At 39.8% G+C, this 22177-nt stretch carries 20 protein-coding genes; 14 read left to right on the forward strand and 6 right to left on the reverse strand.

The genetic code is table 11. From position 1 onward, the window contains the following. The first annotated feature begins 3 nt into the window (after positions 1-3). On the forward strand, positions 4-1728 hold the full coding sequence (cydD, locus tag BBI08_RS02200; RefSeq protein ID WP_008498734.1) for a thiol reductant ABC exporter subunit CydD: 1725 nt from the start codon (positions 4-6) through the stop codon (positions 1726-1728). Next, positions 1725-3431 carry a thiol reductant ABC exporter subunit CydC gene (cydC, locus tag BBI08_RS02205; protein ID WP_065528447.1) on the forward strand — a complete coding sequence of 569 codons (1707 nt, stop codon included), beginning with the start codon at positions 1725-1727 and terminating at the stop codon, positions 3429-3431. Before cydD ends, cydC begins: the two co-directional genes overlap by 4 nt. Positions 3432-3625: 194 nt before the next feature. On the opposite strand, the gene BBI08_RS02210 is transcribed toward cydC, so the two are convergent. Beyond that, positions 3626-3856, reverse strand: a complete 231-nt coding sequence (locus tag BBI08_RS02210) for a hypothetical protein (RefSeq protein ID WP_008498737.1) — start codon at positions 3854-3856, stop codon at positions 3626-3628. 206 nt (positions 3857-4062) lie between these two features. Here BBI08_RS02210 and desA point away from each other — a divergent pair, with 206 nt between their 5' ends. From desA to BBI08_RS02225, 3 genes are all read left to right on the forward strand, one after another. Beyond that, on the forward strand, positions 4063-5082 hold the full coding sequence (desA, locus tag BBI08_RS02215) for a Delta(5) desaturase DesA (protein ID WP_008498738.1): 1020 nt from the start codon (positions 4063-4065) through the stop codon (positions 5080-5082). Between the two features lie 90 nt (positions 5083-5172). After that, positions 5173-6309, forward strand: a complete 1137-nt coding sequence (locus BBI08_RS02220) for a sensor histidine kinase (RefSeq protein ID WP_065528448.1) — start codon at positions 5173-5175, stop codon at positions 6307-6309. Further along, entirely contained in the window at positions 6306-6905 is a 600-nt protein-coding gene (locus BBI08_RS02225; RefSeq protein WP_008498739.1) for a response regulator transcription factor, read from the forward strand. The genes BBI08_RS02220 and BBI08_RS02225 overlap by 4 nt, the downstream gene beginning before the upstream one ends. 42 nt (positions 6906-6947) lie before the next feature. Here the strand turns inward: BBI08_RS02225 and BBI08_RS02230 are convergent, their stop codons facing one another. Beyond that, a complete protein-coding gene (locus tag BBI08_RS02230) occupies positions 6948-7310 on the reverse strand; it encodes a DUF2188 domain-containing protein (protein WP_008498740.1) in 363 nt (120 codons plus the stop codon). Between the two features lie 148 nt (positions 7311-7458). Between BBI08_RS02230 and putP the strand changes: the two genes are divergently transcribed. Further along, entirely contained in the window at positions 7459-8979 is a 1521-nt protein-coding gene (gene putP, locus BBI08_RS02235; protein WP_008498742.1) for a sodium/proline symporter PutP, read from the forward strand. Positions 8980-9039: 60 nt separating this feature from the next. Here the strand turns inward: putP and BBI08_RS02240 are convergent, their stop codons facing one another. Next, entirely contained in the window at positions 9040-10590 is a 1551-nt protein-coding gene (locus tag BBI08_RS02240) for a BCCT family transporter (protein ID WP_065528449.1), read from the reverse strand. Positions 10591-10900: 310 nt separating this feature from the next. Here BBI08_RS02240 and BBI08_RS02245 point away from each other — a divergent pair, with 310 nt between their 5' ends. After that, entirely contained in the window at positions 10901-11629 is a 729-nt protein-coding gene (locus BBI08_RS02245; RefSeq protein ID WP_008498743.1) for a VOC family protein, read from the forward strand. Between the two features lie 63 nt (positions 11630-11692). Beyond that, on the forward strand, positions 11693-12964 hold the full coding sequence (hflX, locus tag BBI08_RS02250) for a GTPase HflX (protein ID WP_008498744.1): 1272 nt from the start codon (positions 11693-11695) through the stop codon (positions 12962-12964). Between the two features lie 44 nt (positions 12965-13008). Here the strand turns inward: hflX and BBI08_RS02255 are convergent, their stop codons facing one another. Continuing rightward, on the reverse strand, positions 13009-14727 hold the full coding sequence (locus tag BBI08_RS02255) for an ABC transporter ATP-binding protein (RefSeq protein ID WP_040851104.1): 1719 nt from the start codon (positions 14725-14727) through the stop codon (positions 13009-13011). Positions 14728-14896: 169 nt separating this feature from the next. On the opposite strand from BBI08_RS02255, the gene BBI08_RS02260 reads away from it, so the two are divergent. From BBI08_RS02260 to BBI08_RS02280, 5 genes are all read left to right on the forward strand, one after another. Beyond that, the gene (locus tag BBI08_RS02260; RefSeq protein WP_008498746.1) at positions 14897-15760 is read left to right on the forward strand and encodes a DUF6612 family protein; all 864 of its coding nucleotides are present in this window, start codon (positions 14897-14899) and stop codon (positions 15758-15760) included. A 268-nt stretch (positions 15761-16028) separates the two neighbouring features. Next, complete coding sequence (locus tag BBI08_RS02265) at positions 16029-16979, forward strand: ABC transporter permease (RefSeq protein ID WP_040851106.1); 951 nt, start codon at positions 16029-16031, stop codon at positions 16977-16979. Then, on the forward strand, positions 16972-17922 hold the full coding sequence (locus tag BBI08_RS02270; RefSeq protein WP_008498748.1) for an iron chelate uptake ABC transporter family permease subunit: 951 nt from the start codon (positions 16972-16974) through the stop codon (positions 17920-17922). The genes BBI08_RS02265 and BBI08_RS02270 overlap by 8 nt, the downstream gene beginning before the upstream one ends. Continuing rightward, on the forward strand, positions 17919-18680 hold the full coding sequence (locus BBI08_RS02275; RefSeq protein WP_008498749.1) for an iron ABC transporter ATP-binding protein: 762 nt from the start codon (positions 17919-17921) through the stop codon (positions 18678-18680). Before BBI08_RS02270 ends, BBI08_RS02275 begins: the two co-directional genes overlap by 4 nt. A 21-nt stretch (positions 18681-18701) precedes the next feature. After that, the gene (locus BBI08_RS02280) at positions 18702-19652 is read left to right on the forward strand and encodes a siderophore ABC transporter substrate-binding protein (protein ID WP_008498750.1); all 951 of its coding nucleotides are present in this window, start codon (positions 18702-18704) and stop codon (positions 19650-19652) included. Positions 19653-19706: 54 nt separating this feature from the next. Here the strand turns inward: BBI08_RS02280 and BBI08_RS02285 are convergent, their stop codons facing one another. After that, positions 19707-21002 carry an ammonium transporter gene (locus BBI08_RS02285; RefSeq protein WP_008498751.1) on the reverse strand — a complete coding sequence of 432 codons (1296 nt, stop codon included), beginning with the start codon at positions 21000-21002 and terminating at the stop codon, positions 19707-19709. A 12-nt stretch (positions 21003-21014) separates the two neighbouring features. Beyond that, on the reverse strand, positions 21015-21356 hold the full coding sequence (locus tag BBI08_RS02290; RefSeq protein ID WP_008498752.1) for a P-II family nitrogen regulator: 342 nt from the start codon (positions 21354-21356) through the stop codon (positions 21015-21017). A 121-nt stretch (positions 21357-21477) separates the two neighbouring features. On the opposite strand from BBI08_RS02290, the gene BBI08_RS02295 reads away from it, so the two are divergent. Further along, positions 21478-22122: a uracil-DNA glycosylase gene (locus BBI08_RS02295; protein WP_065528450.1), complete on the forward strand. Its 645-nt coding sequence runs from the start codon at positions 21478-21480 to the stop codon at positions 22120-22122. The last annotated feature ends 55 nt before the right edge of the window (positions 22123-22177 follow it).

Raw genomic sequence — 22177 nt, forward strand, 5'->3', positions numbered from 1 at the left:
GGCATGAACGATTTAAAACAGTTGGCATTTCAACGAAAAAACACAATGACATTTTTAGTCGTGATGTCGATTTTAAAAGGACTTGCCACAATTGGTCAGGCCTTGTTTTTCGTGATGATTGCAGATCGGGTTTTTCTTCAGAACGCTACTTTTGAAAGTTTAATCCCACTTTTTGGTGGCTTATTGATATCGATTTTGCTGCGAGCAGGATCGGGATATGCCTTAGGTAAAGCGGGAGTCAATTTAGCTTCCGATGTAAAAAACGAATTTCGAAATACGTTAATCCAATCATTTGCTAGAAATCCATTGCTCACGGCAGCTCAAGGTCAGTCGGGTCAGAAAGTCAGTTTGTTAATGGATTCTGTAGATGAAATAGACGGTTTCTTTAGTAAATACATTCCTCAGATGATTCAAACGTATATGATCCCTGTAATTTTGCTAGGTGTAATTTTTGCGCAAAACTGGACAAGTGGGATCATTATTTTAATTACCGCACCATTTATTCCGGTTTTCATGGCATTGGTAGGAAAAGGAACGAAGAAAAAAGCCGATGAAAAAATGGAGCAACTCAACCGTTTTTCTGGTACTTTTTTAGATGTTTTACAAGGACTTTCAACACTGAAGCTGTTTGGACAAGCTGAAAAGCAGCAGCAAGCTATTAAGAAAAGTAGTTTGAGTTTTCGAGACTCGACGATGGAGGTATTAAAATCTGCATTTCTTTCTTCTTTAATGCTTGAGTATATTTCCATGTTAAGCATCGGAATTGTTGCACTAGAAATAGGACTTCGACTCGTTGTATTCGATAATATTAGCTTTTTCACAGCATTTTTCATATTGATCTTAGTGCCCGATTTCTTTAATCTATTAAAAGATTTCGGTAGTGCTTTTCATACGGCGCGCGGGAGTGTATCAGCCGCAAAACAATTAACTTCTGAACTAGAGAAACCGAATGTTGATTTGACTTGGGGAAAAGAAACGATGGCGCAAGAGCCCCCTCACTTATCATTAGAACAACTATCTTTTCAATACGGAGAAGGATTTTCGTTAGCTCCGCTCAATGTAGAAATTCCTCCTTATAGTCAAGTGGCGATTGTCGGGAAAAGTGGTTCAGGAAAAACGACATTAATGCATCTAGTAGCGGGACTTTTACCGCAAAGCGAAGGTCGTTTCTATGTAAATGGTGTCGCTCGAGAAAATATTAGTGAAACATCTTGGTTCGATCAATTAAGTTACATTTCGCAACACCCGTATCTTTTTGCCGGCACCATTCGGGAAAATATAAAAATGGGTGTCGCAGGTGACGTGAGTGATGAAGAAGTGCTAGCAGCCGCAAAAAAAGCAGGTATTGCTGAAATGGTATCGACGCTTGAAAAAGGATTTGAAACCCCCATAGGTGAAGCTGGCCGCGGTTTGTCTGGTGGAGAAAAGCAGCGAATTGCAATTGCACGGGCTTTCTTGAAAAAGCCGTCGCTTATTTTATTTGATGAGCCAACAACGGGACTAGATTTACAAACCGAGAAAATTTTGCAAGATTCACTACATGATTTGCAAAAAACTTCGACCGTTATTACGGTTGCTCATCGCCTGCACACCATTAAAGGCGCGGATATCATCTTATTTCTAGATGATGGCAAACTGGATGCGACCGGAAATCATGATGAGCTATTGGAAACTTATATGCCTTACGAAGAAATGCTTGCAGCACAGCAAGGAGGTGGCTTGCAATGAGTGATTTAAAAGATATTTTGAAATTGACGCTTCTTGAAAAAAAGGATGTGTTAATTGCCATTTTTTTCGGGTTTTTAGCAGGTATTGCAAGTGTCGCGTTAATGGGATCAAGTGGTTATTTGATTTCAAAAGCCGCCTTAACCTCTCAAATGACGACGCTCGTAGTCATGGCAGCTTGTTTGAAATTATTTGGTTTCGCATCGGCGTTGAGCCGTTACGGAGAGCGTTTGTATTCTCACCGAGCGACATTTACCATGCTGAGTCATTTAAGAGTATCGTTTTTTGAACGCTTGTCCCCACTTGCACCAGGGATTTTTAGTAAGTATCGAAGCGGTGATTTATTGTCGCGAATTGTTGGGGATGTTGAAAGTTTACAAAACTTTTTACTGCGCGTATTTTACCCGCCAGTGGTACTCGGCATCGTGTTTTTAAGTGCAGTTTTCTTTACTTCGTTCTTCTCATTAGGTATTGCGATAGTGATTTTTATCGGAATGTTGTTGACTGTTGTAGTGGTTCCAGCACTTTTCGCTAGTAGAAAACGTCGTGCAGATGGACAAGTGAGAGCACAGCGAGGAAATTTGGCAATTGAAGCAACTGAGTTTCTTTATGGATTCCGAGATTTGAAAATTCATCAACAACTTGATGCAAAAGAACAGCAATTGAATAATGACGCAGTTAAATACAACGAAGGACAACGAAAAGAAGGTCTAGAAGAAAACTTGGCACAGTCCATTAATGCATTTGTCGCTTTACTCGTTTCCTTTTTTGTTTTAGGTGTAGGTGCTTATTTTGTCGCAGCTGGTGAACTAAATGGCTTGTATTTGGCAATGCTTGTGATGATTTCGATTGCGGCTTTTGAAAACGTTGCACCAATGGCAGCTTTTCCGACATACTTTGAAGAAAGTCGGAAAGCGGCTGTTCGTTTAGAAGAGATTGTAGCTGAACCTACTTTGTCGCAAGGAGCTGGCCAGATGCCGAGTGGACCGCTTGATATAAGGCTAGAAGACGCATCTTTTCAATATCCAGGCGAAAATAGCTTGGCAGTCGATGGCGTATCTCTTCGCTTAAAGCCAGGTACAAAAACGGCAATAGTCGGACCAAGTGGTTCAGGGAAATCGACATTAATGCAATTGCTGCTAAATGTTTTCCCGCTCAACCAAGGACAATTATCAATCGGTGGAAAACCTGTCGAGACACTCAAACAAGAAGCGATTTGGCAAGAAATGAATATTGTTTTGCAAGAAAACCATTTCTTTTATGGAACAATTCATAGCAATTTATTGATTGCGAATCCAGCGGTAACAGATGAGCAAATGATTCAAGTATTAACTAAAGTTCAACTAGATATACTTCCTTTGACTATGACGGTGGAAGAAAAAGGTCAGAATTTATCTGGTGGCCAAAAACAACGGCTAGCAATTGCACGTGCTATGTTAAGAGGGAAATCACTATGGCTTCTGGATGAACCGGTATCTTCTGTAGATAGTTTGACAGCACAAGTCATTTATCAACAGATGTTTCAGCAAAACAAAGGCGATTTGTTTGTCATCATCAGTCATGATTTAGCAGGACTTGAAAATATGGATCAGATTGTCGTTATGGAAAAAGGGCGTATCGTAGAAAGTGGTTCGTACGACGAGTTGATGGAGAAAAAAGCTTACTTCTATCAACTTAAAGCAATTGAGAATAGCGTATTTTCTTAACAGAAAAGAAGAAACAGCCGTTTAGATTCGACAGGCATAAGACAGGTCAACAGAGTGGCGTTTTTTGCCACGTAGTTGGAATGGCTTATGTCCCGAGAATTTGGCTGTTGGAGCCTAGACTGAAAAGTAGAAAAGCCCCGTCGCGCATTTTTCGCGACGGGGCTTTTTAATATCTCGTTTAGTATCCACTAACTTTACTTCAATAGCAGGTTTTCATCTTTTTTAGCATCTTCTAACTTCATTTGCTCAAGCTCTAGGCGCATTTTTTGTGTTTCAATAACAAAGTTGTCGTGCTTTAGTTTCTCCAACTCCAACTCATTTTCAATCATCTTACTTTTAAGCTTTGTTTGGCTTTGTAAGTGGGCAGTGATAATGCCAGCTAGTGGAATTGAAAAGACCATAATAACGGCAATCATGCCAGTCATACGCCTCACTCCGTTCTGATTTTTCTGTCTATTCATATTATACGCGTATCGCTTGTGATTTTAAAGAAGGAGATAGTAAGAAATACATGACAACTGTCATATAGAAATATAGACGTTTGTGTCTTATATGCTTGCGTGTTTCTCGTTAAGATAAGGTTAATAAGTTATTCGGACCGAAAAAGTCCGTCTAAGGAGGAAGACAAGACATGAGCAGAGAAAAAACAGCACAATTACGCAAGTTTGTCGCCCCATTTGAAAAAGCAGATGTAAAAGCAAGTGTCAGACAATTAGTAAATACAATACCCCCTTTTATCTTAGCTTGGTTTTTAGCTTATCAAGCACTTGATGTTTCAATTTGGCTGACAATCGCATTGTCAACAGTAGCAGCAGCATTCGTTATTCGTACGTTTATCATTTTCCACGATTGTACACATGGTTCGTTTTTCAAAAATAAAAAAGCGAATGCTATTGTTGGTACGATTACAGGAATCATGACTCTTTTCGCTTACGAAAAGTGGAAACGTGAACACTCGATTCACCATGCATCAAGTGGGAACTTAGATAAGCGCGGAGTTGGCGATATCTGGGTTATGACAATCGAAGAATATGTAGAAGCATCAAAATGGGAACGTTTCAAATACCGTATGTACCGCAATCCACTAGTTATGTTCGGAGTTGGTCCATTATTCCTTGTCTTGATTTCAAGTCGTTTCAACCGCAAAGATGCACGCAAAAAAGAACGCAATAACACGTATTTGATCAATATTTCTTTAGTAGTCATTTATTCACTATTAATTTTGGCGATTGGTTGGCAGGCATTCTTGATCGTACAAGGTACGACTATGTTTGTAGCTGGAGCTTTCGGAATTTGGTTGTTCTATGTACAACACACATTCGAAGATTCGTATTTTGAAGATGAAAACGAGTGGGATTATGTAAAAGCGGCAATAGAAGGAAGTTCATATTACCAACTTCCAAAAGTATTGCAATGGGTAACTGGAAATATCGGCTTCCACCACGTGCATCACTTGAGCCCGCGTGTGCCAAACTACAACTTGGAAAAAGCGCATGTATCTTCACCACCACTTCAACAAGCAACTACAATTGATATTAAATCGAGTCTTAAATCGTTGAGCTATAAATTGTACGATGCACCAAATAAAACATTCGTTACATTTGGTGATATCAAACATTTACTAAGTGAGTCAAAAACGGTTGAACAATAAAGAAATGAGGGGGAACCATTCTTAACTGAATGGTTTTTTCTTTTGTGCATTATTTGCTATGATTGAATAACTAAGAAAGAGGAGGACCTTATGCAAAGTTGGTATCAAATATTCCCTAAAAATCCATGGTTGAGTCTATACGCCTGGGTTATCTTTTGTATTTTGCCTTTCTTCTTTATCTTTCGTTCTTCATCGATGACGGATTTTATTTTTGGCATTTTGCTCTTATTAATGTTCTTTATTGCGTATAGATTGTCTTTTAATTCTAAAACTGGCTTTGTATTCGTATGGGTGAGTTTTGAGATGGCCATAAATATCGGAATGATAATTCTGTTTGGCTATGTGTACCTTTCCATTTTTGTGGCATTTTTCATAGGGAATTTACGCAATAAGGTAGGCTTTTTCATTATTTATGGTCTCCATATTGGATTAACGATTACGGCCGTGGTATTTGGCTTTTTTGAGCATAGTGAATTGTACATTTCCCAGTTACCGTTTATTGTGCTGAGTATATTGGGTGTTATTCTCTTGCCATTCAATACGTATAATCGTAATAAGCGTGAAAAGCTCGAAGGTCAGCTTGAAGATGCTAATAAACGAATTTCCCAGCTGGTAATCATTGAAGAGCGTGAGCGAATTGCTCGTGACTTACATGATACATTGGGGCAAAAATTATCATTGATTGGTTTGAAAAGTGATTTAGCTGGAAAACTGATTTACCGCAATCCAGAATCTGCTTTAAATGAAATAAACGATGTGAGACAAACAGCCCGTACAGCATTAAAAGAAGTACGTGAACTCGTTTCGAATATGCGTGGTACTAAACTCGATGAAGAACTCTTGCGTGTGCAACAGATTTTAAAAGCTGCAGAAATTGACTTTGTTTTTTATGGTTCAACACAGTTAACGAATACGCCGCTCTTAGTGGAAAATGTTGTGAGTATGTGTTTGAAAGAAGCCGTAACAAATGTGGTGAAACACAGTGGCGCATCACGCTGCAGTATATTAATCAAGCAAAACCCTGAAGAGCTTCTTGTTCAAGTTCAAGATAACGGGGAGGGATTTCCAGAAGGAAATACATCCTTACAAGGGAATGGCTTGGCAGGAATGCGAGAGCGTTTAGAATTTGTGAACGGATCGGTGGATATTAAAGTAATGGATGGTACTACCTTAAATATTAGAGTTCCGAATGTAATTCTCTATAGTTCAAAGGGGGATATGAAATGATTCGAATTGTATTGGCGGAAGATCAGCGTATGATGTTGGGGGCTTTAGGCTCATTACTCGATTTAGAAGAAGATATGGAAGTAGTAGGTAAAGCGGCTAATGGAGAAGAAGTAATCGAGCTCGTCGAAAATCTACAGCCTGATATTTGCATCATGGATATTGAAATGCCGTTAAAAAGTGGATTAGACGCTGCGGAAATTTTGAAAGACCATACGTGCAAAATCATTATTTTGACTACGTTTGCCCGCTCTGGATATTTTGAGCGCGCTAGAAAAGCTGGGGTCAGTGGATACTTATTAAAAGATAGTCCAAGTGAAGATTTGGCTACTTCGATTCGTACAATTATGTCTGGTCGCCGAATTTATGCCCCAGAATTGGTGGATTTGGCTTATGCTGACGAAAATCCATTAACCGATCGGGAAAAGCAAGTAATGGAACTGATTGCCGAAGGTCGCAGCACAAAAGAGATTGCAAAGGAATTATTTATAACAACGGGTACAGTGAGAAACTATATTTCAACCATTTTGGATAAACTTGAAGTTGGAAATCGAATTGAAGCCATTTCTCGTTTCAAAGAAAAAGGCTGGTTTAAATAAAATGCCGCTGTCGACTGACAGCGGCATTTTACTGTTTTTTAATCATTCATAAAGCGTATCTGACAAAGAGCCGTCTTCCGTATAAATGTGAAGTTCACCGTGGTTTTTGTTGACATAACGCTTGGCTTCTCCCATAAGACTTTCTTTCGTTTCTTCACTTAAAATGGCTTTTTTACTATCTTTTTTCTTTAACTGCCATCCTTCATCGTGTTTTTTTATTTCGTAGATTGGCCGCTCCTCATCACTGTTTTCAGTTTTTTTGGCTTGTTCTAAAGCAATCGGGATCGCGCGACTTTCTTCATAGCCATCGCGAAGCAATGCATTAGCAATCTCGATTGCTTTATCACGGACATCAGCGGTAAGGTTTTTAAACGAAGCTGGGTAGTCTTTTTGGTTCCATGGCATCAAAAATCGCCTCCTTATCACCGCATTCCCATTTGAAATTATTATAAAACTAAAAAAGAGGATTTTTTGCAAATGTCTAGAATCTTACCTTAAGAAGACTTTTAATATATGTCAAGAATGTTACAATGTTAAATAAGGAGGGGATAAAATGACAGATACAACGTATCAAATCATTGCTTTAACCGTTTACCTAGGTGCAATGCTTTATATTGGCTGGTACGCTTATCGCAAAACAGCCAACTTATCTGACTATATGCTTGGTGGTAGGGGGCTTGGACCAGCAGTAGCCGCACTAAGTGCAGGAGCATCAGATATGTCCGGATGGCTCTTACTAGGTTTACCGGGTGCGATTTACCTTGGAGGACTAGTTGAGGTATGGATTGCAATCGGATTAACAATTGGTGCCTTTTTAAACTGGTTCTTTGTAGCACCACGTTTACGAATTTACTCATTTATTACTAGTGATTCGATTACGATCCCGAGTTTCTTAGAAAACCGCTTGAAAGACAAATCGCGGTTATTAAGAATTGTATCGGGTATTATCATCTTAATCTTTTTCACATTTTATGTTTCATCCGGTATGGTGGCTTCTGGATTGTTCTTCCAAAGCTCGTTCGGCATGGATTACCATCTAGGACTTGTCTTGGGCTCGATTGTCGTCGTAGCTTATACTTTGTTCGGTGGATTCCTAGCTGTTAGTTATACCGATTTTGTTCAAGGCGTAATGATGGTACTCGCTTTAATCGCAGTGCCAATCGTAGGGATTTTCGCTACAGGTGGATTTAGTGATACTGCTGCAAGTATTCGAGAAGTAGATCCGAATATGTTGAGCTTAGTTTCAGGAGCTTCTACAATCGGTGTTATTTCTGCAGCCGCTTGGGGTCTTGGTTACTTTGGCCAACCTCATATCATCGTTCGTTTTATGGCGATTAAAACGTTGAAAGAAGTACGTATTGCTCGTCGTATCGGGATGAGCTGGATGATTTTCAGTCTTATTGGAGCTACTGCAACTGCGCTTATCGGTATTGCTTATTTCCAGCAAAATCCTTCAGCAACGTTAGTGGATCCAGAATCAGTCTTTCTTGACTTGAGTCAAATTTTGTTCCATCCATTAGTTGCAGGATTTGTACTGGCAGCTGTTTTAGCAGCTGTTATGAGTACAATTTCTTCTCAGCTTTTAGTAAGTTCTTCGGCGCTTATTGAGGATTTATACAAAATTGCCTTCAAAAAAGAAGCATCTGCTAAAGGTTATGTAACACTTGGTCGAGTAGCTGTAGCATTGATTGCTATTATTGCAGCTTACTTAGCATGGGAACAAAATAACACCATCTTAGGCTTGGTTGCTTATGCATGGGCTGGATTTGGGGCTGCATTTGGGCCGATTATTCTATTGTCACTGTTCTGGCGTAAGCTGACTTCAAAAGGCGCATTAGCCGGAATGATCGTCGGTGCTGTTACAGTTATCGTTTGGGATTCTATGGGCACAGCTGCAGAGGATCCTGGCGCAACGGAACTAACGAATTTCATGGGCAGTGTCTATGAAATCATTCCAGGCTTCTTCCTATGTCTTCTTGTTACTTGGCTTGTGAGTCTTGTTACTTACAAACGCGATGAACAGATCGAGAAAGAATTTGATGAAACAGTTCGTTTGATCAACGAAGATAAATAATAAGACAATCAAAAAGGCGTACAGCTCTTTCCGTGAGGAAGTGCTGTACGCCTTTTTAAATTATTTATTGCGTTGCTTTTTCATTTCTTGGTCCATGCGTTTAAATCGCTGCAATTCAGACTCCCGAATAGGAGGTGATTCTTTACGAATGATTTTAGTGAAAGACCAAAGCATTAACACCAGTAGCACAGTAAATGGTAAGGCGGATATGAGTGACGCTGTCTGTAAAGCTTGCAATCCACCCGCATACAAGAGAACTGCGGCAATCGCGGACATTAACACACCCCAAACAATCTTAAAGGCTGTTGGTGGATTCAAGCTACCAAAGCTCGTCATCGATGCCAGAATATAAGTTGCTGAGTCAGCCGAAGTCACTAAGAAAGTGAAAATCAACAAGATAGCAAGAATCGACATGATCGTCGTCAATGGTAAAACGCCGAAAGTTTGGAACAAAGCAGATGTTAAATCATTATTAACGGCTTCTGCAATGCCTGCCCCTTGGTTTAAATCATACCAAAGTGATGTGCCCCCAAAGACGGCGATCCATAAACAGGCGATAGCAGGCGGAATAACTAGCACACCCATAACAAACTCACGGATTGTCCGACCTCTAGATACACGCGCTACAAATGCGCCTACAAATGGAGACCAAGCAATAGCCCATGCCCAATAGAAAATTGTCCATCCTTGCACCCACTGGCCATTGGCATAAGGCTCTAGTCGTAAACTATAAGGCACAAAGTTTGTAATGTAATCCCCAAGTGCTAATGTGAAAGTTTCCATGATGAAAACAGTCGGTCCTGCAATGAAAACGAAAACCATTAAAATTAATGCCAGTCCAAGATTTAAGTTACTTAAGTAGGCAATTCCTTTTTTTAGTCCCGTAGAAGACGATAAGGTATAAGCCGCAAACATTACCGCAATAATACCTAATTGAACCGGGAAGGCGTTTTCAATACCGAATACGGCATTGAGTCCGCCGTTCATTTGCAATACTCCTAATCCGAGAGAGGTAGCAATTCCCATTACGGTAGCAATGACAGCTAGAGAGTCGATGGAATTTTTAACTAAAGGCCTATTTCCTAATACTGGCTCAAGAGCTGTAGAAACCAAACCTGGTTTCTTTTTGCGGAATTGCAAAAAACCGATGACCAGTCCAACAATAGCGAATACTGACCATTGACTGACACCCCAGTGGAAAAATGAGTAGCCCATGGCAATTCTCGCCGCTTCTGGTGTTAGTGCTTCGTTCCCCATAGGGGAGGTGAAGAAATGGCTCATTGGTTCAGCCACTCCCCAAAATACGAGGCCGGCTCCGAATCCAGCTGAAAACAACATACCAATCCAAGTGAAGAAAGGGAATTCTGGCCGGTCGTCATCAGTGCCAAGTCGAATACGTCCGAATTTGGATAATGCAATTACTATAAGGAAAAGTGTAATAATAAAGACGGCAAGTAAGTAAAACCAGCCGAAATTCAAGGTAGTAAAACTAAACAAACGTCCTGCCACTTCTCCAAATTTCACCGGTGTAGCCGCACCTAAAATAACAAGAACAAGAATGGCTGCGGCGGATACTATAAATACAGGATTTTTCAATAATTCTTTATTCATGATAACCTCCTCAATTTTTTTCTATACTTTAGCCTATCGAAAATAAGGGGAGAAAACCACAGTTTTAGTAGAAAAACATAAGTAATGCTAAAAAACTGTATAAATTGGATTGATGATGTTTAATCGGTGGTTTTCAGAAAATGGTGCTTTGCCAAGGTATCACTAATGCATTTTCGGGGATGGTAGTGCAAATAGTATAGTTATATAACCATTCCCTCGGAAGCTTCTTTTAAACGCTTAAAGGAGACTGGGGGCAGAGTGGCGAACGATATAACTTAAGATTTAAGAAGGAAATTGAGTGAGGTGCTATATGGAATTAGATCACATTGTTCATTTTGTACAGAAAAATCCAAAGGAAACTGTAACTGATTGGCAAATGCAGGGTTTACCTGCGTCTTTTGGGGGGCAACATATCAATTGGGGAACGCAAAATGTATTGTTGTATTTAAAAAATTGTTATATCGAGTGGTTGTCGGTAGAAAAACAAGAAATTGCAACAGAAGCCGAACATCCGTTAACGCGCTTGTTACTGCACGACCAAATAGGGTTTGGAACAATTTGTGTGAGAACTCAAAATATCGTAGAGTTAAATAAGGACTTGCGAGAGCGCGGAAATGAGACTACGGGTATTCTAGATGCTGAGCGTCGAACGGCAGACGGTGAGTTGATCAAGTGGAAAATGCTATTTATAAAAGAATCCGTATCTGCGAAATTGCCGATGCCATTTTTTATCGAATGGCAGGAAACGGATGAACAACGTTACAAAAAGCTGAGAGATAAAGGTATTGTTCAAGCGGCTAATGAGGTACTAACAATTGACCGCTGCGTTTTTGGCGTATGGAATCCAAGTGAAGTTGAAAATACATGGCGGGAAATTTTAGGTGGTAGCCTGAAGCTAACTAATTGTCGCATTGAATTCAGAAAAACAACTGAGACACAAGAACGTCTAGAAGAAGTTTACTTTATGAATGGTACAAACAAGCTCGAATTTGAACAAGGTCTTTATTGGTTGCCCCCTCTATCATTAGGTGGAAGATAAACTATGTTAAAATGGATAGATTGAATGGGAATTTTCTTTTCCTGAAATAGGAGGACAAGATAAATGGATGAATTACAAGAAAAAGCAGTCATAGTGGGTGTCCAACTTCAAAAAGATCTTCATTTTTCCTATGGAATGGAAGAATTGCGTAATTTAGCAGAGGCATGCAATGTGGAGGTTGTCGGAGAAGTCACACAAAACTTGGAACGGATTAACCCTTCGCATTATGTCGGGAGCGGGAAAGTAGAAGAGATAAAAGCTTTCTATGAAGAAGCCGATGCCAATTTAGTAATTTTCAATGATGAGTTGTCTCCTTCGCAAATTCGGAATTTGGAAGAAGATTTAGAGTGTAAAGTTATAGACCGTACAATGCTGATTTTAGATATTTTTTCGAGGCGTGCAAAAACACGTGAAGCACAAGTGCAAGTAGAGTTGGCACACCTTCAATATATGTTACCACGTTTAATCGGACTAAGAGCTTCGCTAGGACGTCAAGGAGGTAGTAGTAGCGGTGGTGTTGCTAACCGTGGAGCCGGTGAGACGAAGCTAGAGCTAGATCGTCGTAAAATTGAAGAACAGATCTCGAAGCTTCATAAAGAACTAGAACACATTAAAGATCAGCGCGTCACACAGCGCAAACAACGTACTAAAAAAGGAATGCCGGTCGTATCATTAGTTGGTTATACGAATGCAGGGAAATCGACGGTGATGAATGGCTTATTAACTAAGACAGGGCAAAATGAGGAAAAACAAGTATTTGAAAAAGATATGTTGTTCGCTACGTTGGAAACATCTGTCCGCCAAATTCGATTAGAAGACAATAAAAGCTTTTTGCTGACCGATACAGTAGGTTTTGTCAGTAAATTGCCTCACCACCTTGTAAAAGCGTTCCGTTCTACTTTAGAAGAAGCACGAAATGCAGATTTACTCCTTCATGTCGTTGACGTTTCCAATGAGGAACATCGTTATATGATGGATGTGACGAATCTTACCTTACATGCGGTTGGGGTAGAAAATGTTCCAACTTTGTATGTTTTTAATAAATCAGACTTAGCAGGAGTAAGCTATCCAGCGATGAATAATGATGGTATATGGATTGCGGCAAAAGAAGGCGTTGGTCTTGATGAATTATTAGAAGTCATCAAAAAGCAAATTTTCTCAGATTACGTGACGTGCAGAATGATTGTTCCATTTAGTCGTGGAGACATTGTTGCATACCTTAACGAACATGCGAGCATTCATGAAACCGAATACGAAGAAGACGGCACTTTACTTAAAGTAGAACTGAGTCGTGCAGATTACGACCGCTATGAGCAGTTTGTTGTCGGGAGCTAAAATGTAAAAAAGGTGCATCTCATTTGATGAGATGCACCTTTTTTCTATTGTTCAAACTGGATGCGGTGGAGGTTCGCAAAAACACCATCCGTTTGGAGTAACTCACCATATCCGCCTTGTTCGGCAATGCCGTCTTCAGTAACCACGACAACACGATCAGCATCCCGTATGGTGGCGAGACGATGGGCGATAATAAGTGTTGTGCGATTTTCCGCTAATTCCGCTAAAGCTTCTTGAATAACACGCTCGGTTTGCGTATCAAGTGCAGATGTCGCCTCATCTAAAATTAAAATCGGCGGATTTTTTAAGAACATCCGTGCAATTGCTAAACGTTGTTTTTGACCACCAGATAGTTTTAATCCGCGTTCGCCAATTTGTGTATCGTACCCTTGTGGCAGTTTCTGAACAAAATCTTCTAAATGTGCCTTTTTCGCAGCTGCTAAAATTTCTTCGTCGCTCGCATATCTTTTTCCGTAAGCGATATTCTCGCGTATGGTTCCTGTAAACAAAAAGACATCTTGTTGAACAATGCCAATTTGTGAACGTAATGAATGCTTTGTCATATTTCGAATATCTATGCCATCAATCGAGATGGTACCTTGTTGGATATCGTAGAAACGTGGAATCAACGAACAAATGGTCGTTTTCCCAGCGCCAGAAGGACCAACAAATGCAATGGTTTCGCCAGCACGTAATTCTAAATCAATTCCTGATAACACCGTTTTACTATCATCGTAACCAAAATAAACATTATCAAATTTGATATCTCCGTTTAATGTCTCTACGGTTACAGCGCCTTTCTGATCATTGATATCAGGGGCTTGTTCAATTAAATCACGAAAACGACTGAAACCAGCCATGCCTTTCGGGTAAAGTTCAAGTAATGCGCTGATTTTATCAATTGGTTTGATCAAGACATTAAGAAAGAGAACAAAACTGACAAGTTCACCGTAAGATAATTGACCTTGAAAGTTGAGCCATGCGCCATAAACTAAGACGACTAAAGTCAAAAGGCGAGTCATCATATAAATGCTGGAATGTGTCGCTGCCATTACTTTATAAGCGACCATCTTCGCAAGACGGAAATGGTCGTTATCCTTTTTAAAGCGTTCGATTTCAAATTCTTCATTTGTGAAAGATTGCACTACTCGTGCTCCGGATACACTGTCCTCAACGCGACTGTTAACGTCAGCAATTTTCCCATACATATTGCTCCAAGCTTGGTTCATCTTAATGTTACAAAATGTAATCAACCAAATAAGAAACGGAATGACAATTAATGTGACCAGTGCTAGTTTCGGGTTGATCCAAAACATAATGCCGAAAGCTCCGAAGAACGTCATGATGGCGATAAAGAAGTCTTCTGGTCCGTGATGAGCAAGTTCACCAATATCAAATAAATCATTAGTGACACGGCTCATAATATGACCAGTTTTGATATTGTCAAAAAAGCGGAAAGATTGACGCTGGACATGAGTAAATAATTCTTCCCTCATATCGGTTTCAATATTAATCCCTAACTTGTGACCAAGATAGCTGACAATATACTGCAAAAATGTACTTAAAAGAAATATGATGAGCAGTAAGAAACTGACGGTAGTAATGGTATTCCAATTTCCGCTTGGCAATAAATCGTCGATAAACCATTGAACAGCAACTGGAAATGCTAATTCAAGAATAGCTACAAAAACAGCACTGGAAAAGTCGATGATAAATAGCCGTTTATGCGGCTTATAATAGTTGAAAAACTGTTTCAATCTCAAAACTTTCACCTCATTTTATACTCGCAATGAAAAGTATAATCGAAGTTACTGAAATAAACGACTAGAATCGGGTAAACAAAGAATATGAAACAATTTTTAGTGCGGTCCGTATATAGAGAGAAGCAACTCAAAAAGGAAACTTAATACGAGTAAAAGGAGGATCACTATTATGAAGAAATGGTTACTGTTTATGAGTGCAGCAACTTTAACGATGGGACTTTCAGCTTGTGGTGAACCAGCGGAACCAGCATCTGGTGATGAGTCGGCAAAAGGGGAAGATAGTGATTTGACAGTTCAAGAACTGTATACAAAATCAGTAAAAGCATCTGAAGCTATTACGAGCTTACACGCTGATATCCTAACCGATCAAGTAATGGAGATGCAGTCGGATGGTATGGTGATTAATATGAAAATGGATTCAGCGATGGATATGGTGACTGAACCACTAGCATTTCATCAAACGGCAGAAACTTCTATTGTGTCGGAAGATATTGACAATGCCAATCCGATGAATATGGAAATGTATTTCACAGATCAAGGCATGTATATGTATGAAAACACAATGACGATGTGGTTGAAAATGCCAGATGAAAGTATTACAGGGTTGAAAGAGCTAGCTGATCAACAAACTGCGGATCCTGCACAGCAATTAGAAGAATTAGGTGAGTTTCAAAATGATTTCACTTTTGAGCAAACTGCAGATGAGTATATTTTGACGCTTGATGCTTCCGGAGAGAAATTTAAAGAATTGATGGATCAACAGCTAGACAAAACATTAGGGCAAATGGAAATCGAAGCTCAAATGGCACTTGAAGACATGACCATTCATTCGGTAAACTACACAATCTATATCGATAAAGAAACCTTTTTAACGAACACGATGAATATGACAATGGACATGGATATGAATATTGAAGGAGAAGTCATGAACATTAAGTCAGATGTACAAGCTGAATACAGCAAGTACAATGAGATTGATGCCATTACTGTACCGGATGAAGTACTAGAAGAAGCACTAGAAATGAATGGTTGAAGATGACTAGGTGTTTAAAAGTGGACCTGAAAATAAAACAGAATGAATAAAGTTAGAGAGCCTACCAATTTGGTAGGCTCTTTTTTCTAGTGATAACAATGTTATAAATTTGATGAATTAGTACGAATTTATATCTAAATGAAAATTATTCTCATTTAATCATTGACTGACTTTTAGTGGATGCTATACTGAAATAGGTAAGTCAGTGATAATGATTATCACTATCAACTAATCAATAATCATTATTGAAGACAGATGAGGGACAGCTATGAAAAAACGCTATTTAATACCAATATTAATCATACTGTCGATCATTTCCTTGTTTGTCGGTGTGAGCAGTATCAGTATAGTTGATTTATTTGACTTCCAATCGGAAGAGACACAAATATTCTTAATTAGCCGTCTGCCGCGGGTGGTTGCGATTTTGCTGGCGGGTGCAGGAATGAGTATGGCAGGACTCATTATGCAGCAGTTAAGTCGCAATAAATTCGTGTCTCCGACAACAGCAGGTACATTAGATGCTACTCGGCTTGGTATTCTCGTATCCATGCTTTTGTTCGCAAATGCGTCGATGCTAGAAAAAATGACAGTAGCTTTTGCTTTTGCACTTGCTGGAACATTTCTTTTCATGCAAATTCTTAATCGCATCAAATTTAAAGATGCGATATTTATTCCTTTAGTTGGGTTGATGTTTGGGAACATCTTGTCATCCATTACAACATTTTTCGCTTATCGAGCAGATGTTATTCAAAACATGTCTGCTTGGTTACAAGGTGACTTTTCCATGGTTATGAAAGGAAGTTATGAACTTCTCTACATCAGTGTGCCGGTATTTGTTATCGCCTATCTTTATGCTAACCGATTTACGGTAGCTGGAATGGGCGAAGATTTCTCAAAGAATTTGGGCATGAAATATCGCAGTGTTGTAAACATCGGATTGACACTCGTAGCCTTGATTACGGCGACAGTTGTTTTGACGGTAGGGGTTATCCCGTTTCTTGGGTTGATTATCCCGAACATCGTCTCGATCTTTAAAGGAGATCATCTTCAAAAAACATTGCCCCATACGGCAATGTTTGGCGCTATTTTCTTATTAGTGTGCGATATTTTGGGAAGAGTACTAATTTACCCGTACGAAATCTCCATCAGCTTGATGGTGGGCGTAATCGGAAGCTTTATTTTCCTCTTCTTATTGTTTAGGAGGAAAGTATATGCGTGATTTACATAAAATGCTCATACTAATTGGCTTAGCTTTAGCAGCTTGTGGAGTGTACTTGTTTCAAGATTTAAACGGGAGTTTTGATTATGCCTTGCCGAGACGCGGCGTGAAAGTTTTTGCGATGGTGTTAACGGGTGTAGCCATTGCGTATGCAACAGTGGTTTTTCAAACCATTACCCATAACCGGATATTAACACCGAGTATTATGGGCTTGGATTCACTTTATATGTTGCTTCAAACTTTGTTGGTCTTTTTCCTAGGATCAAGTCACGTGACGATTGTGAACAAGCAAGTGAACTTCATGTTGTCGATTACCGTCATGGTTGTTTTCGCGTTGTTATTTTATCGCTTACTGTTTAAAAAGAATGATCGTCCGATTTACTTTCTCTTGTTGGTTGGTATCATTTGTGGAACTTTCTTCGGAAGCATTACAACTTTCCTGCAAGTGCTCATCGATCCGAACGAATTTTCAATTATTCAAGACCGAATGTTTGCGAGCTTTAACAACGTCAACGCCGATTTGGTTTGGACGTCGCTCGTCATCATCACCTTATTAATCGCTTTTGCTTGGAAGCAAAATGCCTCTTTAGATGTTTTGACGCTAGGTCGTGATACAGCCATTAATCTAGGGGTCAATTATGATGCATTAGTTAAACAAATGCTTGTGTTATCAGCCGTTTTAATCGCGATTGCGACTGCACTTGTTGGACCCATTACCTTTTTTGGATTAATCGTTGCAAATTTAGCGTATCAATTCTTCAGTTCATATAAGCATTCGGTTTTACTGACAGGTTCTATTGTGATCAGTGTCGTTGCACTAATTGGCGGCCAATGGGTAGTAGAGCGGATTTTCACTTTCAATACGACATTGAGTGTCATCATCAATTTCATCGGTGGAATTTACTTTATCTATCTACTATTAAAGGAGAGTCGATCTAAATGATCCAAGTTCGTGAATTGACAAAGCTATATGGAAAAAAACAAGTTGTCGAAAATGTCTCAGTTGATATCCAACGCGGTCAAATTACGTCATTCATCGGACCGAACGGTGCGGGTAAGTCTACATTGCTATCGATGGTCAGCCGTTTGTTAGATGCAGATACTGGGGAAGTGCTTATTGATTCAACCAATACCAAAAAGTTGAAATCCAATGAGTTCTCAAAACGCGTATCGATATTAAAGCAATCTAACTACATGAACGTCCGCTTGACGATTCGTGAGCTTGTTTCGTTTGGTCGCTTTCCTTATTCGAAAGGTCGCCTAAATGACGAAGACGAGAAAATGGTCGATCAGTCAATTGATTATATGGATTTAAAGGAAATGGAAAACGCCTATCTTGATGAATTGTCAGGTGGGCAACGCCAACGTGCATTTATCGCCATGGTGATTGCGCAAGACACCGATTATATCTTGTTAGATGAACCGTTAAATAATTTGGATATGAAACATTCTGTTCAAATTATGAAAATCTTACGCCGCTTAGTCGATGACCTTGGCAAAACAGTAGTCATTGTTTTGCATGATATTAACTTTGCTTCTGTTTATTCGGATCGCATCGTGGCATTGAAAAATGGTCGCGTCGTAAAAGACGGACCAACCGAAGAGATTATTCAAAGTGCTGCATTAAAAGAAATTTATGATATGGATATTCCCATTCAACAAATGAATAATTGTAGGATTTGTGTGTATTTTAATTCTTAAAAAAGAGGAGCTCGAAACAATATGAAAAAATGGTTATTGATCGCATTTACGTTAATGATGGTAGCGGTTTTAGCTGCTTGTGGGTCAACAGAAGAAACCAAAGAATCCGATACAGCAAATGCAGACACAGAAGAAATGACAGTAACGCACGAACTAGGTGAAGCAACTTTTACCAAGAATCCAGAAAAAGTAGTGGTTTTTGATTATGGTGTTCTTGATTCACTAGATAAGTTAGGCGTTGAAGCGGTTGCTGGAGTGCCTCAAGAATCTTTACCAGCTTACTTAGAAAAATACGAGGATGCGGAAAAATACGAGAATGTCGGGACGTTGAAAGAAGCTGATTTTGAAGCAATCCATGCAATGGATCCAGATTTGATTATTATTTCTGGACGTCAAGCAGATATGTACGAAGAGTTTACTGAAATTGCGCCTACGATTTATATGGCTGTAGACACAGAGAATTACATGGAGTCATTTGAAGAAAATATGACAACACTTGGTGAGATTTTTGGGGAAGAAGATCAAGTGGGTGAAGAACTTGCAACGATAGATGCACAAATTGAAGGAGTGAAAGCGATGGTAAGTGAGACGGATGAAAAAGCATTAATTACGCTTGCAAATGAAGGGAAAGTAAGTGCGTACGGTGCAGCTTCGCGTTTTGGTTTGATCCATGATGTATTTGGTGTAAAACAAGCGGATGAAGGCATTGAAGCCTCTACTCACGGACAAAGCATTTCATATGAATATATTTTGGAAACGAACCCAGACATGATGTTTGTGGTTGACCGCAATGCAGTAGTCGGAAATGGGACAAATGCAGCTGAATCGCTTGAAAACGAATTAGTTCAAAAAACAAACGCTTATAAAAACGATAAAATCATCTACTTAGATCCAGATTACTGGTACTTGTCAGGTGGTGGATTGAAGTCTGTCGCTCAAATGGTAAGAGATGTTCAATCTGCATTTGAATAAAAAATGACAAAAAGAAGTTCCTGAACTAGTTCAGGAACTTCTTTTTGTTTTGTATCAAGAAATTGATTTTTTAGGAGAAGGAGTAGGTGCTTCGCCGAGCTGGTTCAATCGGTGCGCAAATGAATTGTTGTGTCCGGCAGGTGAGCCGTGCAAAACATCTTGCATCGAGTAAGCTTGTGATCCGTGTTCTGAAAAGTCCAACCCAGCTTCTTCGTCTTCAGCAGTAACTCGAAGTGGAACGAAGCTGCTGATAGCCAATAACACAGCACCGGTAGAAATAGAAGCCCATGCAATGACGGCGAAGACGCCAACAGCTTGTATGCCAAGAATTTCTGCTCCACCACCGTAAAACAATCCACCTGTAGTGTCGAATAAACCAATAGCAAGTGTTCCCCAAATACCGGCGATTCCGTGAACGGAAATAGCGCCTACCGGGTCATCAATACGGATTTTTGAGTCTAGCAAGCGGATGGCTTCAGTCATAATGACACCTGCCAGTAAACCGATAGCAATTGCTCCGACAAAAGAGACGTTCGCTGCGCCTGCGGTAATTCCGACGAGACCAGCAAGTGCACCATTCATAGTTAAAGAAGCGTCAATACGACCATAACGCAGTCGTGTATATCCTGCAGTAGCGATAACACCGGAAGAAGCTGCCAATAATGTGTTGGCAATGACGACTGGTACTAGAGTGGGGTCAGCTGCAAGCGTACTGCCTCCGTTAAAACCGAACCATCCTAGCCAAAGGATGAAAACACCTAACGCGCCTAGAGGTAAACTATGACCTGGAATTGTGTTGATGGACTTCCCGCTATATTTGCCAAGGCGAGGACCGATTTTCCAAGCGGCAACAAATGCAGCTACTCCCCCTGTTAAATGGACAACCGTTGATCCGGCAAAATCAATAAAGCCGATTTGTGACAACCAGCCGCCGCCCCACACCCAATGTCCGACAACCGGGTAAATGATTGCGGTCATGGCGATAGTCAACAGGATATATGCGGATAAGTTCATCCGTTCCGCCACAGCTCCTGAAATGATGGTTGCGCAAGTAGCGGCAAAAACTGCCTGGAAGACGAAGAAACCAATGTCTTCAACCCCGGATAATGCAAATCCTTGGGTACCGATTAGTCCAAAAGAAGATGGACCAAACATAAGAGCATATCCAACAATGAAATAAAGAATCGAACCAAGTGAAACGGTAATGATATTTTTCATTAAAATATTCAACGTATTTTTAGAACGTGTAAATCCTGACTCCACCATAGCGAATCCTGCATGCATGAAAAATACCAACATAGCCCCGAGCATCACCCATATCATATCTACTGAACTTTGAACTGCTTCCATCCAATCTCCTCCTTATCCAATTGCGACTGTGCCGCGTTCTTTAGTTCTAATGCGAATAGCTTCTTCGACAGGGTAAATAAAAATCTTGCCATCCCCGACTTGGCCAGTTGATGCGTATTCCAGTAAAGCTTGAATGATATCTTCGACTTTATGATCATCTACTACCATTTCTAACTTGAGTTTTGGAGAAAATTCCATCGTGTAGGAATTTCCTCGGAATAAGCCGACTCGACCTTCTTGCTTTCCGATTCCGGCAATTTCCGTTACACTCAATCCGTCTATTCCTTCAAGTGCCAAAGCTTGTCGAACGTCTCCAAAAACGGAAGGACGAATAATCGTTTCAATCTTTTTCATGGTTTTCTCTCCCTTGTGTTAGGTTTGTTAACATATTAGTTTATATTTTCTGATAATGCAAGAAGTTTTTTTATTAAATGTTAGGTTTCCTCACGTAGATGAAAATTAGGAGTGATTTTATATGTATCAAATTTCAAAAGAATTAGCTGAACTTGGTAAAGAAAGAATCAATGGATATCCGGTGGAAGGCTTTGTGTGGGGAAGTGGTCCTGAAAATCCGGCTATTATGCTAGTTGGGGAAGCGCCAGGAGAAAATGAAGTAGAAACAGGGATTCCTTTTACAGGACGGGCAGGAAAAGAACTAATGGCTTCTTTACACAGTGTTGGCTTGGCAAGAGAAGATGTATATATAACAAGTGCTGTTCGCAGTAGGCCTTATAAATGGGGGACTAAAAAGAAACGTAATGGTGAGATAATCGAACGAAAATATAACCGAGCTCCGACGAAAAAAGAAATCATTGCCCACGCACCCATATTGGATACGGAAATTCGAGACATTCATCCGCCGTTAATTGTAACTTTAGGAAATGTTGGGTTACAGAGATTGATTGGATCGAAAGCAAAAGTTACAGAACTTCATGGAGTACTAATCGAAACGCCGATATTGTGCTGGGATGATAAAAACGATTGCTTTAAAGAAACTGATGAGGTTTATCATATTTTCCCTACTTTCCACCCGGCTAGCGTATTTTATAATCCACCTGTTCGAGAATTGAAAGATGACGATTGGCGCAGGTTAAAAGAGCTTTTAGGGAAAGTGAAATAAGTATGTAAATGAAACATTCAAAAATTATTGAAAAAAGTTTTAGTGAAAATTTTTT

The sequence above is a fragment of the Planococcus halocryophilus genome (assembly GCF_001687585.2).
Lineage (GTDB): Bacteria > Bacillota > Bacilli > Bacillales_A > Planococcaceae > Planococcus > Planococcus halocryophilus.

Coding starts and splice junctions, on each gene's coding strand:
- cydD (WP_008498734.1), top strand. CDS start 4: ATGAACGATTTAAAACAGTTGGCATTTCAACGAAAAAACACAATGACA.
- cydC (WP_065528447.1), top strand. CDS start 1,725: ATGAGTGATTTAAAAGATATTTTGAAATTGACGCTTCTTGAAAAAAAG.
- BBI08_RS02210 (WP_008498737.1), bottom strand. CDS start 3,856: ATGACTGGCATGATTGCCGTTATTATGGTCTTTTCAATTCCACTAGCT.
- desA (WP_008498738.1), top strand. CDS start 4,063: ATGAGCAGAGAAAAAACAGCACAATTACGCAAGTTTGTCGCCCCATTT.
- BBI08_RS02220 (WP_065528448.1), top strand. CDS start 5,173: ATGCAAAGTTGGTATCAAATATTCCCTAAAAATCCATGGTTGAGTCTA.
- BBI08_RS02225 (WP_008498739.1), top strand. CDS start 6,306: ATGATTCGAATTGTATTGGCGGAAGATCAGCGTATGATGTTGGGGGCT.
- BBI08_RS02230 (WP_008498740.1), bottom strand. CDS start 7,310: ATGCCATGGAACCAAAAAGACTACCCAGCTTCGTTTAAAAACCTTACC.
- putP (WP_008498742.1), top strand. CDS start 7,459: ATGACAGATACAACGTATCAAATCATTGCTTTAACCGTTTACCTAGGT.
- BBI08_RS02240 (WP_065528449.1), bottom strand. CDS start 10,590: ATGAATAAAGAATTATTGAAAAATCCTGTATTTATAGTATCCGCCGCA.
- BBI08_RS02245 (WP_008498743.1), top strand. CDS start 10,901: ATGGAATTAGATCACATTGTTCATTTTGTACAGAAAAATCCAAAGGAA.
- hflX (WP_008498744.1), top strand. CDS start 11,693: ATGGATGAATTACAAGAAAAAGCAGTCATAGTGGGTGTCCAACTTCAA.
- BBI08_RS02260 (WP_008498746.1), top strand. CDS start 14,897: ATGAAGAAATGGTTACTGTTTATGAGTGCAGCAACTTTAACGATGGGA.
- BBI08_RS02265 (WP_040851106.1), top strand. CDS start 16,029: ATGAAAAAACGCTATTTAATACCAATATTAATCATACTGTCGATCATT.
- BBI08_RS02270 (WP_008498748.1), top strand. CDS start 16,972: ATGCGTGATTTACATAAAATGCTCATACTAATTGGCTTAGCTTTAGCA.
- BBI08_RS02275 (WP_008498749.1), top strand. CDS start 17,919: ATGATCCAAGTTCGTGAATTGACAAAGCTATATGGAAAAAAACAAGTT.
- BBI08_RS02280 (WP_008498750.1), top strand. CDS start 18,702: ATGAAAAAATGGTTATTGATCGCATTTACGTTAATGATGGTAGCGGTT.
- BBI08_RS02285 (WP_008498751.1), bottom strand. CDS start 21,002: ATGGAAGCAGTTCAAAGTTCAGTAGATATGATATGGGTGATGCTCGGG.
- BBI08_RS02290 (WP_008498752.1), bottom strand. CDS start 21,356: ATGAAAAAGATTGAAACGATTATTCGTCCTTCCGTTTTTGGAGACGTT.
- BBI08_RS02295 (WP_065528450.1), top strand. CDS start 21,478: ATGTATCAAATTTCAAAAGAATTAGCTGAACTTGGTAAAGAAAGAATC.